Annotated in this window: 7 protein-coding genes; 6 read left to right on the top strand and 1 reads right to left on the bottom strand. The window is 48.2% G+C overall.

Going from position 1 to position 13,767, the window contains the following annotated elements:
- Positions 1–96: 96 nt before the first annotated feature.
- Positions 97–1,389 carry an RICIN domain-containing protein gene (locus FHS19_RS08265; RefSeq protein ID WP_183581217.1) on the bottom strand — a complete coding sequence of 431 codons (1,293 nt, stop codon included), beginning with the start codon at positions 1,387–1,389 and terminating at the stop codon, positions 97–99.
- 354 nt (positions 1,390–1,743) lie between these two features.
- Here FHS19_RS08265 and FHS19_RS08260 point away from each other — a divergent pair, with 354 nt between their 5' ends.
- The 6 genes from FHS19_RS08260 (at position 1,744) to FHS19_RS08235 (ending at position 13,149) form a co-directional block, all read left to right on the top strand.
- Positions 1,744–2,619 carry an ABC transporter permease gene (locus FHS19_RS08260; protein ID WP_246426529.1) on the top strand — a complete coding sequence of 292 codons (876 nt, stop codon included), beginning with the start codon at positions 1,744–1,746 and terminating at the stop codon, positions 2,617–2,619.
- Between the two features lie 21 nt (positions 2,620–2,640).
- The gene (locus tag FHS19_RS08255) at positions 2,641–3,534 is read left to right on the top strand and encodes a carbohydrate ABC transporter permease (RefSeq protein WP_183581213.1); all 894 of its coding nucleotides are present in this window, start codon (positions 2,641–2,643) and stop codon (positions 3,532–3,534) included.
- An 83-nt stretch (positions 3,535–3,617) separates the two neighbouring features.
- The gene (locus FHS19_RS08250; RefSeq protein ID WP_183581211.1) at positions 3,618–5,291 is read left to right on the top strand and encodes an extracellular solute-binding protein; all 1,674 of its coding nucleotides are present in this window, start codon (positions 3,618–3,620) and stop codon (positions 5,289–5,291) included.
- Between the two features lie 149 nt (positions 5,292–5,440).
- Positions 5,441–7,015 (top strand): response regulator, encoded by a 1,575-nt coding sequence (locus FHS19_RS08245; protein WP_183581208.1) that lies wholly within the window; start codon positions 5,441–5,443, stop codon positions 7,013–7,015.
- Positions 7,015–8,751, top strand: a complete 1,737-nt coding sequence (locus FHS19_RS08240; RefSeq protein ID WP_183581206.1) for a sensor histidine kinase — start codon at positions 7,015–7,017, stop codon at positions 8,749–8,751. Before FHS19_RS08245 ends, FHS19_RS08240 begins: the two co-directional genes overlap by 1 nt.
- Positions 8,752–8,892: 141 nt before the next feature.
- Positions 8,893–13,149: a sugar-binding protein gene (locus FHS19_RS08235; protein ID WP_183581204.1), complete on the top strand. Its 4,257-nt coding sequence runs from the start codon at positions 8,893–8,895 to the stop codon at positions 13,147–13,149.
- Positions 13,150–13,767 lie beyond the last annotated feature (618 nt).

Below are 13,767 nucleotides of genomic sequence, written 5' to 3'. Positions count from 1 at the left end.
AGTGCATTGAAACTCGGTTAGTTATAAATAAAAAACCTCGATAAAAAAGAGAGCAGGCCCTGATTAAGGCCTGCTCGTATCATCACATAACCTCTATTATTGCGAAGTCAACTTCCACAGCTGAGCATCTGAACCGTTCCACCAATAAGTCTGAAGATCTGTTCCATTCGTTGTATTCGAGTTTGGCAGATCAATGACAAGACCACTGAGCTTGGAAACAATTCGATAGTACCCGTTACCTTGATCTTCGATTTTCCATAACTGACTATCCGCTCCGGTATATGTTGATTGCTTCAAACAGGACTGACCCGTAGAATTGTTGCAGATGTCGAGTACTTTGTTGCTATGGGTTGCCGTCAGCTTGTAGAAGCCTCCCCCAACATCTTCTGCCTTCCACTTCTGATTGCCGCCTCCTACATAATCCCAGACCTGAACCGCTGCCCCGTCTGCTGTTGAAATACTGTCGACATCGAATGCCTTATTCCCGTCTACTTTGCTGGAAATTTCATAGGTTTGGCCAGAAGTAATGCCGCTCTTTTTCCACACCTTGACATAGTCCACTTCCATATACTGTGGCCATGTACCCGCATCAGGATTACCCCAATATCCGTCGTTCCCTACTTCCGTCGATAAAATCAGGAACATATCCTCGCTAGGTACGCCCGTCGTAATCGAACTGCCAACTTGTGTCCCATCAACGAACCAGGTCAGCTTGCCTGGTTCCCACTGAACCCCGTAGGTGTGCCATTGACTCGGATCGAGCGCTTTCTCAATGCCTTGATATTGATGAGCACCGTTTGAATCACTGTAGTGTTCAAAGAAATGCGCTTTCGTTGCCGAGTCTGAACCGGCCGTTTCCATCACATCGAGCTCAGGTGGCCATTTATTAGCGAAAGGTGCCAACCAAAAATCGGTGATATATCCTTTCGCCGAGGAGTTAAACGTCTTGATCCTGGCTTCATAGTAACCATATGTTTGCTTGAATCGCGTACTCGATTGCAAAACACCTGCCGTGTAGTTGTACGTTTTGTTTTCCCAGGACACATATGTGTCTTCCTTAGCCGTTCGCAAGCGAACTACCTTGCCGTTACCGCCTGCACTGGTATCTGTCACAATCGACACATTCTCGTCTGGATAATACGCAAGTTGCCGGGTCCGATTATCCTCGCGGATGGATCCATCCCACCAGTACGACCAGGCAGTTTTCCATTTCGTCGAATCAAGTGAATCGAAATCATCACTAAATGTTTGTTCCCAACCTGATCCGGACGGAGCGGCACTTGCATGCTTCTGACTTGAAACAGCCAATCCCCCCAATACAAGTACCCCTGCAAGAAGTATCTGGGCTGGTTTCTTCCAATTCCTCCACCTTAGCCTTCTCACTGCCATCAATTCTACGCTCCTTTCAAAATTTGTTTAGGGTTTCCACCTATTTCGTCGTGCAATCACTAATATAGTGTGCGCTGCCTAAATTTAACAGATTATTGAACAACGATTTATTATTCATTATCCATGAAATATCCGTTCTTATTTAGTCGTTGATTTTGAATAAGCTTTCGTTATGTCTCTCTACTAGCTGACTCCTAAGAAACAAAGATAAACTACGTATCAGCACCCGGTGCAAAAGATATTGAACAGGAGGACGATATGAAGCAAAATTTAGCCAAGGCCGCTCCCCAGATTCAACCCCGATCGAACAAGCCTTGGAGCTCAGTAATACGCAATCAATGGCAGGTGCAGCTTATGGTGCTGCCAGCCATCGTATTTCTGATCCTATTTGCCTATGTTCCGATGTGGGGCGTCTTGTCAGCTTTTCAAGAGTACAATATTTACAAAGGTTTCTGGGCAAGTCCTTGGGTCGGGTTGGATCAATTTCGAGCGTTCTTCGAGGCAGATGAGTTCTGGCTTGTTATGCGGAATACTTTCGTTATCAGTCTTTTAAAGCTCTTCATTGGATTTCCGGCTCCGATCGTGCTAGCCCTTATGTTCAATGAGATTCGAAACCGATTCTTTAAAAGGCTGTCCCAGACATTGACGTATTTGCCCCATTTCATGTCATGGGCCATTATTGGCGGATTCGCAGCCTCACTTTTCGCAGTTGATAACGGAAGCGTAAATATTTTACTTCAGAAGCTTGGACTCATTCATGAACCGGTCAACTGGTTGTCGACCCCCCATTATTTCTGGGGTATTCTTGTTTCCACAAACATCTGGAAGGAAATCGGATTCAATTCGATTATTTACCTTGCGGCGATTACAGGCATCGATCCGCATCTATACGAAGCGGCAGCGATGGATGGGGCAAGCAGATTTAAACAAATCTATCGCATTACGTTGCCCTGCATCATGCCAGTCATCAGCGTTTTTCTGATTCTGGCTGTCGGCAATATCATGAATGCCGGCTTCGAAGATATTCTGGTGCTGACGAACAATGGCAATAACGGGATACTGCTGGATGTAGCTGATGTCATTGACACCTATGTACTGCGAACTGGTATAGGCGGTCAGCGCTATTCGTATGCCGCTGCCGCAGGGTTGTTCAAATCCCTGGTCAATGTCGTGCTGCTCCTCTTGGCTAATGGGATGGTGCGCCGTATGGGAAAAGAAAGTTTATGGTAGAGAAAGGGGCCTTACTTACTTATGAAGCTGAGCTTTAGTGATCGCGCCCTGTCCGTTTTTTCGTACATTGCCGTTGCTGCGCTATCGTTTCTGACATTGTATCCGTTCTGGAATTCGATTGTGATCTCATTTAACACAGGAAGTGATACCATGCTCGGCGGGCTAACTTTCTGGCCAAGGCATTGGACACTGGAAAACTATGAGATCATATTGAAAAACAAATCTATGTACCAGGCGGTTTTGATTAGCGTGCTTCGCACTGCAATCGGTACGGCGCTTGCCATTTTTCTTACTTCTTTATTTGCATACGGCTTATCGAAGAAGTTCTTGGCAGGGCGTAAATTTTATTTTATCGTTGCGATCATTACCATGTATTTCAGTGGCGGGCTGATCCCAACATTTCTATGGTTCCGTGAACTGCATTTGTACGATAGTTTCTGGGTCCTTGTGCTCCCAGGCATGGTCAACGTCTACTATATGCTTATATTTCGAACCTTCTTCTCTGAACTTCCGGATGGGCTCGAGGAATCGGCTAAGATCGATGGTTGTACGGATTTTGGGATTTTCTTCAGAATTGTGCTCCATGTTTCCGGACCGATTCTAGCGACCATCTCGCTGTTTACCGCCGTCGGGCTATGGAACGAGTGGTTCACGGCCAGCATTTATATCAATAACCAATCCCTTCTCCCTCTGCAGACTTATTTGATCAATGCGATGAATTCAAGCCTGTTCTATGAGCAGATGACATCGGCTCTAAATTCCGAAGCTATGAAACAAATGTCACAGCAAACCATAACGGCAAAAGCGTTGCAAATGTCCACCCTGGTCATCGCTACGATGCCTATCATCATGGTTTATCCCTTCGTTCAGAAGTATTTTGTTAAAGGGGTGCTCGTCGGTTCAATTAAAGGCTAACATCGTCCGTTCCCGGCATCAGAGATGGCTCCGCGAGCCCTCTCACACTTAAATAAAGGAAATAACAGAAAGGGGTCATTTAAATGAAAATCAAAGTCACCGCCAACGCACTAGCAGCCATCCTTGCCGCAGGCCTGTTGCTCACTGCTTGTTCCAGTAACAGCGGAAATAGCAGTGAGCCCTCCCCATCGACGAAGACAACGGCCGCCACAGAGGGAGGAGCTTCATCTGAAGTGCCATCTGACAATCCCGGGAAAATCGGCATCGAACCATTGAAGTACTCCTGGTTCCCGAACTACGACTGGTGGAACCCTGAACCTTACGATCCAAACTCGCCAACGCAACGTTATATCAAGGAACAGCTCATGATCGAAGTACAGGGTATCTCTCCGAATGGGAATGCCAAGCAAAAGCTGAGTACAATGATCGCTTCCACTAATCTTCCCGATGTCATCACCCTCGAGCGTTCTGACGCCAATAAGATGGGGAAGGAAGGCGCGCTCGTTCCACTTAACGCGTACTATGACAAATATCCAAACTTGAAGAAAGCCATCGGCGAAGATACATTAAACTTGCTGAAAGCACCCGACGGCAATATATACGGCATTCCGTCGTGGTATACAGGCGATATTAAAGCAGGCAACTCGGGCTGGTGGATCAATAGAAAGATCTACAAGGAGCTCGGCTCGCCGAAACTGGTAACGTTTGATGATCTTTATAACTACCTTAATATGGTGAAGGCCAAGTATCCGGATGTGACACCAGTAGCAACTCAGCAGTTCAACGAAGGGCTGACCGCCATTACGGGGCTCGTATGGGCCGGCATGAAAGAAGGCATTGTTGGAGACTTCGCCCGGGCCGTTCACGTGTTTGCTGTCCCAGAAGGCAATGAATTGAAGCCGCTATACGCGAACCCGGATTACATAGAAGCTCAGAAATACGTGAGCAAGTTGTTCCGCGAACGGCTTCTGTCCCAGGATACACTTACCCAGAAGCAGGATCAGATCAAGGAAAAGCTGAAAACCGGCAAAATCGCTGTATATACCGGCTTCGGTGTCGTAAATGATGCCTCCGAGGCAGATCGACTGCTGCGCGGCAAAAATCCAAATGACGGATACGATATCGTCTGGCCGTTCGTCAAGCCTGGTGTGGATCAGAGGAAAATCGTCGTAATCGGCTACAACAAGCTGGGCTGGAACTATAACTCAATTACGAAAAGCGCCAAGGAACCCGAGCGGATCTTTGCGTGGTATGACTACGCGACCAGTCCGGAAAATTCGCGGACATTGATCTATGGCCCGCAAGGCTTGTATTGGGATAAGACAACGGAAGATGGTGCACCGATTCCAAACGACAAATTCCTTGCGCTGAAGCCTGATGAGCTGCAAAAGCTCAAACTCGATGCTCACCCCAACAAGCCAATGCCTATTTATGTGCCTTGGGACCGTGAACGTGCGAAATACTTATCTGCAGATCAGCAGGATATTTATGGCGATGTCGTTAATAACACGGTAGCAGATACCTCCGTCTTCTTTGATATCAATCCGCCTGTCGATGCGCCGGAAGGATTGATTCAGCAAAATGTGGTGGATATTGCCACCAAGACCACGTCCAAAGCGCTTTTTGCCAAGGACGATCAGGATGTGGAAGCAATACTCAGCCAAGGATTGGACGATTTGAATAAAGCCGGTTACGATAAGCTGCTGAAATACAAAACAGAAAAATGGCAAGAACATGTAAAGCAGCTGGGTAAATAAATAGAATAATCTTCAGCGGACTCCCTCCTATTACAGGACCTGGGAGTTCGTTTTTAACTTTATCATGAAAGAAGGTACTTATTGTCCAGAATTTGTTTTGTTATACTGTTCCACAGAAGATTAGTTAAGACCCCAAGGAGGTTTGAATCGTGTATAGAGTCATGATTGTCGATGATGAACTGCTGGATCTGGAATGGCTCGCAAAGCGCGTTCCTTGGGTAGCACTCGGCCTTCGGCTTGAAGCCCAGGCATCCAGTGCGTTTATGGCGCTTCGGTTACTACAAGAAGAAAAGTTTGACATGCTGATTACCGATATTCAGATGCCCATCATGAATGGTCTTGAACTGGTCCGCAAGGCCCGTGAACTTCAGCCCAACCTCCAGGTTCTGATTATCAGCGGCCACGAAGATTTCCGTTATGCGAAGCAGGCCATAGAGATGAAAGCGGTCGGGTATATCCTGAAGCCCGTGGACACCGATGAACTGCTCATCTCGCTCCGTTCCATGATCCAGACATTGGATGAATTCAGAATTCATCAATCTAGAGCCGTCACAGTGGAGACTGCCCTCCCTTACGTCCGGGTTGAACTACTTCTTCGCTGGCTGTCTGGCGAAGATACGATCCTGCAGCCGGATGCTGTGAATCTATACGGATTAACATTGTCGGCCCCCCTGTTTAACGCGGCCATCATTGAGGTCGACGATCTTGAATGGAAGCTTCCTGAAGACATGCGATCTCAAACTCACTCCCGATTAATGCAAACCATCGAACAATTTGCCGATGAATGGCCGATAGGCCAGCTGTGCAAGCTTCCGGCAAGCAGCCGTTATGTCTTGTTGATGGATGGTTATGGGCCTACAGCTGCAGACGCGCTTCAGGAACTGATTCGTACAATTCACGCTCAGGGCTCCCTTACGATTTCCATTGGCATCGGACTACCGTGCGAAGACATTCGTGACCTCCCCGGTTCTTTTCGGCAGGCAAAAGAGGCGCTTGCGTGCAAGCTGTTTCTGGGTAAAAATCGTCTGATCTCCTACGGCCAGTGGCAAGAACGTCAAGAAAAATCTGAAGGTGTGCCGGGCCAATGGCTCGAGGACATGTTTGAATCGGTCATTGCTTACGATCTCGTCGGGATCGACAACTGCATGGAAGCCTTATTCAAAAATCTCGGACAACCTTCCAACCGGAGTTCTGTTCATCATTTCGCGATGGGCATTCTGTCCAAACTGGATATCCTACTCCATTCGATCAACGAGGATTTGTATCATGTGCTCGGGGTCGATTTCGAGCATCTCGACGTCATTTACCGGTTTGAAACGATCAGCGATGTGAAATCGTGGTTACGGCGGCGGATGTTTGAGCTCTCTGAGCTGCTGAAACACAAGCGCGAGAACACAAATCAGAAACTGGTTCAAGAGATCGAGAAATACGTCGATGAACATATTGGCGAGAAGGTCACCCTACGCGATCTAGCGCATACGTTCGGATTTTCCCCTAATTATCTCGGTTACTTATTCAAAGAAACGACGGGCACCCATTTCAGCGACTTCATGATTCGCAAGAAGCTTGACACCGCCTGCCGACTTTTGCTCGATCCCAAACTGAAAATTTACGAAGTTGCAGGCCAGATTGGCTATCGGAATATCATTTATTTCAATCGTCAGTTCAAAGAAACGCTGGGCATGAGCCCAACCGAATACCGCACAAAACATAAGGTGAAATAATGAAATTGAAATTCTCCTTTGCCAATAAACTGATGCTCTCTTATCTGGTGATGGTTTTAATCCCGGTCGTGCTGATTGGATCTTACAGCTATACCAACTCGGTCCATTCTATTCGGACCAACTCGAAAATCAGCGTTGCCCGGACGCTGCAGCAAATACGTGAAAACATTATGGGCAATGTTGCCGAGGTCAGTAAAATATCCGAGCAACTGTACCAGGATGTCACGCTGTCGCGGCTGCTCACGGAGAAGTACCAGGGGTATAACGTATACGAGGCCATGATGGATTACATCATGCCCCGCCTGGAATCGTCAGCTAACTGGTCCAGCCATAAAATGCGCCTCTCCGTCTATGTCAAGAACGACTCCCTGAGAGAACGCTACAATGTACTGGAAGGTAACCCGCTGGCGAATGGAACACTGATAGATCTCTATTCCATTAATCGGTTGAGCAGCGAGCCATGGTACGCCGACTACAAACAAAAATACGGAGAAGCCGATCGGATCGTTGGCAGTACTGTCTGGGCACAGCTCGGCGATGACGCTGCCTATGGGAACATCTCTTATGTCCAGCACCTGGTCGGTTATGATAAATATACGGCTATTGGCTTTGTGCGGATCACGGTCAAGCTGGGCGATTTGTTTGATGCTGTCGATACCTTCACCGTGGGAGATGCAGGGCAAGCAGCTGTCATCGACAAGCAAGGCAACGTGCTGTACGGGACAAAGGGAACCGAGGCCGGCTGGTCCCCTGTGCCAAGCAGTAAGCAGCAGGTAACCGAGGAAGCGCTACCCGATACGGATTGGAAGCTGTTCGCCAGTGTGCCAAATGATGTTCTGGAGAAAGGCGCCAGGAAAGTCGCACGCCTGACGATCGTGATATGCGCGGGAAGCTTCGCGGTACTCGGGCTGTTCGGGGCGGTCGTTTCCCGTTATTTTTCTCGGCGTATCTATAAAATTATCGCCTCGCTCCGTGCCTTTCAGGGAGGAGATTTCAGAAAGCGGATCCAGTTTGGCGGTTCGGACGAATTCGGACAGATGGCCCATGCGTTCAACGAGATGGCCGGCACGATTGAAGAATTGATCAATAAAGTCTATGTGACGGAACTACAGAAGAAAGACGCAGAATTGGAAGCGCTTCATACACAGATCAAGCCTCATTTTCTATATAATACCCTCTCATCGATCAATAGCTTGGCTAATCTGGGCGAAGTTGACAGGCTTAGCCGCATGGTATCAGGGCTTTCTAAGTTCTACCGATTGACGCTAAATAACGGGAATACTTTCATCAGCATTGTTCAAGAGGTTCAACAAGTAGCGGCGTACATCGATATCCAAACGATTAAATATCGAAATCGCCTAGAAGTAACCTACGATGTTGATCCTGCTGTTCTTTCACTTAGTACGGTCAAAATTGTCCTTCAACCATTCGTGGAGAATGTCCTCAAACATGCCTGGTACGACGAAACGATCCATATTTGCATCCGCGGTTCATTGCATGATGACACCGTCGTTCTCTCGGTCGTTGACAATGGCGTCGGTATGAGACCGGAGACGACTGAGAGCATTTTGAAACCAGGAAAACAAATCGCCGGATGCGGTATCCGCAATGTCGACGAAAGAATCAAGCTTCATTTTGGCCAACAATATGGTGTGACGATTTCTAGCCGTTTGGGTATCGGAACGTCAGTAAGGATTACTTTTCCGGTGCTACATTATCAAGATCGTCGTTTTTGAATAAAATTTCGTTGTTTATTCCTCTGTTGATAAGAAACCGCTTTCCGCTAAAGTTAGTTCGAGAGGTGGTTTGGCCGATCAGGTGGACCTCACCTTAGGCCAATAATCCCTCGAATAATAAAGGGGAGCGTGTCAAATGGGATGAGCAATAAAAAGAGGTGGTTCAGTTTATATTTAGCAATCTTTCTGGCTGCATGTTCCTTCGCTCAATTGATCAGTCCTGGGTCGGTCTGGGCTGACAGCGAAGAAAATAAGGACAGCACCGCCTTGGACAAGACGGGGTGGACAGCGAGCGCGACCTATTCCTCTACATGGTCAGAGGAATTTCCGGTCAAAGCGTTGGACGGAAACCCAGAGAGCCGCTGGTCAAGCGGAAAACCCGCAGCGAAAGGAGTGTACTTCCAGGTTGACATGCTGCAAGTCCGTAATTTTGACCGAATTACGCTGGATGCGTCGAAATCATGCTGCGGAGACTATCCAAATACCTATGACATCCTGGTATCAAATGATGGGACAACCTGGGGCGATCCGATTTACAGCGGTACGGGCAGCAAAATCATTGATGCCTCCTTCCCCCTTCAGACGGCCAGGTATATACGGGTTGTGAAGACGTCCGACGACGGGGCATGGTGGGCCATCTGGGAGTTAAACGTATATCGCCCGATGGACACGTCCCCTCCGTCTGCACCTGCCGATCTGGAAGCACAGGAAATTAAGGATCGTGCCGTCACCCTGCAATGGAAGGCATCGGAGGATGACCTCGCCGGCATTGTACGTTACGATGTCTATGGCGCTACGGTAACGGAAGACACTTACGGGACTCCTGAAAAGATGGGTTCGGCGGTTGGAACCGAAACCTCCCTTCCTGTCACCGGCCTTACCCCTCAGACAACTTATCGGTTCACCGTCAAAGCTGTTGACGCGGATAACAACGTATCAGACGAAAGCAATCCGATAGATGTCACAACGAAAGAAATGGATCCATGGACGATGGTCTGGCATGACGAGTTCGACGGAAAGGAGCTGGATCGGACCAAGTGGGACATCGCTGACTGGAAAGCCGACTACAACAATGAGATGGAGTATTATACTCCCGAGGATGTTTATCTGCAGGACGGCAATTTGGTTATACGGACCCAGAAGCGGGAATTTGGCGGCATGCATTACTCGTCCGGACGCATTCACTCTGATGGCAAATTCCAGTTCAATTACGGCAAAATCGAATTCCGCGCCAAAGTTCCTACCGGACAAGGAATCTGGCCGACTCACTGGCTGGCCAATCAGATATCGTGGCCCCCAGAGATGGACGTCATGGAGATGATCGGTCAGGAACCGAATCGTAACTACATGACGTATCACTATGGAGTCTACCCCAATAATGCTTATACCAGCGATCAATGGGATGCCGACGTCGATTTGAGCAAAGACTTCCACGTATATGGAATGGAATGGGAGCCCGGTGTACTAAGGTGGTACGTCGATGGCGTGCTGCGGCGTACTTATGAAAATGTTAATGTTACTGACCAAGATATGTTTATCATCATCAATACGGCAGTTGGCGGATTCGCAGGGGCTCCGGATGCAACGACGGTTTTCCCACAGTATCATCTGGTAGATTACGTTCGGGTCTATACGAAAACAAACGGCGCAGTCGACAAAGAGCCTCCTGGCCCGCCGCAAACCCCTTCAGCAGAAGCACAGGACAACGAATTGCGTCTGACCTGGAAGCCGGGTACCGATGATACTGGCGTTTATGCTTATGATGTTTATCAGGACGACAAATTTCTAGGCACGACAACGGCATCGTTTTATCTCATGCGGAACTTGCCTGCAAATACGACCTATCATCTGAAAATTCGCTCCCGTGACGCATTTGGAAACGTCTCAGAATTCGTGCCATTCACGGTCAAGACTCTGGAGCTCGATACCGAATCTCCAACGGCACCAACGCACTTAACATCAACAAGCGCCACGGATACCTCCGTTGGTTTACAATGGGAGGCATCGACCGATAACCGTGGCGTGACCCAGTATGCAATCTATAACTCCTCGACGGAAATTGCCCGCGTTGATGGCTCGGTACTGAAATATACCGTAAGCAACTTGCTGCCTGATCGGCAGTATACCTTTACGGTTCGGGCGCTGGATCGGCGGGGGAATTTGTCCGAAGCCAGCGATGTCCTGAAGGTGTCTACGCAGGCTTTTGCCGGAACCAAGCTAAGCTACACAGCCAAGGCTCCAGTGATCGACGGTAAACTTGATGAGACCTGGAACGATCAAGGTTCTGAGAAACTCGGCAAAGTGATTATGGGCCAGGATAATATTTCTTCGCCTGATGATTTGTCTGCCTCTTACCGAGCCATGTGGGATGACCAGAATCTTTACGTCTTTGCCGATGTCAAGGATTCCGTTAAACTGGCCAACAGCGATGCCGTCTGGCGGGACGATAGTGTGGAGGTCTACATTGATGCGAACAATGACAAAGCCGCCAGCTACGACGATAATGACTACCAGTATTCGTTCCGTTGGAATGATAAGAAAGTGTATGAATCGAAACATCCCGACCGTTCGATAACCGGCGTGACGTTTGCGCAAGGAGATACGGACAGTGGCTATCAGATGGAGATCAAGATTCCATGGTCGACGCTTGGCGGCTCTCCGGGCAGTGGCGTCTATATGGGATTTGACGTTCAGGTAAATGATAACGACGGGTACAACGGACGTGAGACCAAAATCGCCTGGAATGCGGAAAAAGACAACGCTTTTACCGACCCTCGCGCCTTTGGAACCGTTCAATTGACGGTACCTCAAGGCGGAGGTGACGGTAACCCGCCAACAGCCCCTACCGGGTTCCGTGTAACTAGTAAAGACGACACCAGTATTCAGCTTGCCTGGAATGCTTCAGCGGATGACACCAAAGTAGCCGGCTATGTGGTATACAGCGGCAAGGACCAGCTCGCATTTACGAGCGGAACCTCGTTCAAAGTAACCGATCTGACGCCAGATACCTCTTACAACTTTAGCGTAAAAGCCCGGGATTTTTATGGAAATCTCTCGGAGAACGGCCCTTCCCTCACGGTATCGACGGCTTTGATCCAAACACTGCCTCGTGACAACTGGACCGCAACTGCAAGTTCATCCTGGCCGGACTCGCCTCCTGCCAACGCGATAGACGCCAGCAAAACCACGCGGTGGGCGACCGGCGCCGGACAGACGAATGGCCAATGGTTCCAATTAGATCTGGGAAAATCGCAGACATTTAACCGGATCGTACTTGACGATGGATTGACGAATGGAGATTATCCGCGCGGTTACCAAGTATACGTGTCCGAAGATGGTTCAAACTGGGGAGACCCCGTTGCTTCCGGTCAAGGAAGCCAAAATAACGGCACCGCTATTTTGTTGTCTGGGGAGCAGACCGCAAGGTATGTCAAAATTGTGCAGATAGGCAACGCAGGCGGCACCTGGTGGGGCATCTATGATATCAAGCTGCAACGATTCTCTTCTACGGATGCGCAGGCTCCTAGCGCACCGGAACATCTTCGTGTAAAAAGTGCGACGCGTACGACTGCAACAGTTCAATGGGATGCTTCCGGGGACGATGTCGGCGTTACCGGCTATGTCTTGTACAATGCAAATACGGACCAAAAAATAGGCGAGGTTGATGGTACGACAACCACTTTTACCTTGTCTGAACTTACGCCAGATTCTACCCTCTCCATTTACGTCAAAGCGAAGGATGCATCGGGCAAGATGTCGGAGGCGAGCAACAAGGTCGAAATTCATACATCAGACAAAAGCATTCTTTTATCCGAAACAGCCTTTTCAAATCTTGAGGGCAAGCCAATCAAACGTCTGAATCCAGGAGAGCGAGTGAAGATCACTACGACTTTGAACAACAATACAGAAGACGCCCTGGATGCCTGGTTGGCTGTAGCATTGAAAACGCCGGATGGCGTGATCCGGAACAAGTACTATGTTCAGACGAAACTTAAGCTTGGCGAATCCCAATCCGTCACAACAGCTTTGACTCTTCCTTCCAATACGGCGGGAAATTACATCGAACTGTTCGCCGTTAGCAATCCAGAGACGGATACCATCATCTCCGAGAGTGTCCGGTTCCCTAAAATGGCCATCTCTACTGCCGATATTGAGGGACTGCTTCAAGATGCTAAATCTTCTGAAAAGCTGTCGAAGAAGCTGTATGACAAGCTGAGTGAAGATTTATCGAAAGCGGTACAAGAATTATCTCGTGGCCGTAAAGACAAAGCACTCGATAATATGAACGCCTTCATTCGGGATGTAGAGCATGCGAATGATCGGGATATTGACCAACTTATAAGATTAGAGCTAAAGGATGCGGCTCAAGCTCTGATTACAGCCTGGAAGCGTTCGTGATAGAAAGCAATTTTCTGATAAACCGCAAAACCCCGACCTGTTTCTCAAAGGTTCGGGTTTTGCGGTTATATAGATGATACGACAGCATGCAAGTGTTTGGTAATTCAGCTAGTCCAACGGAAATTTGACTTTGATAATTTCCCTTATACTGGCAATAACCATTTCCTTTAATTAGTTCAACTTGTCCCGGGTTCATAATAAACGGGTGGTTGCCAACGCTTTATAATCCGGTTCAATGACTATTACAAAACCCTCCTAACAAGCAGAGATGGCCACCGAAGTAATCGGTGGCCTTTTTCACGGTAATTCAATGAACGCTAATGATCAATAAATCAGTGTTTCACCGTGAACATAATTAGATCTATATACGAAATCGTTCTAATTATTGTTATTTGAGCTCGTCCATGATCATCTGGAAAAGTTCCAAATCCTGAAGATAGTCTTCAGGAGTCGTAGTCGTTTTGGCCAGGCATTGTCCATTTACTACCTCGTAAAAATGAATCAATTTCCCTCTTCCCCCACGCAGACAGACCTTTTGGGCATGCTAATTAGTTCACTCTCATAGCCCATAAGATCAAAGGTCCCATTGTCTTCGATGAGTCAACCAACTCCTCAATG

Origin of the sequence: Paenibacillus rhizosphaerae, assembly GCF_014192015.1 — a bacterium.
In the GTDB taxonomy this organism is placed as follows: domain Bacteria; phylum Bacillota; class Bacilli; order Paenibacillales; family Paenibacillaceae; genus Paenibacillus_AQ; species Paenibacillus_AQ rhizosphaerae.
Note: the sequence above shows the minus strand (reverse complement) of the source record. Positions and strands in the feature narration are given on the sequence as shown.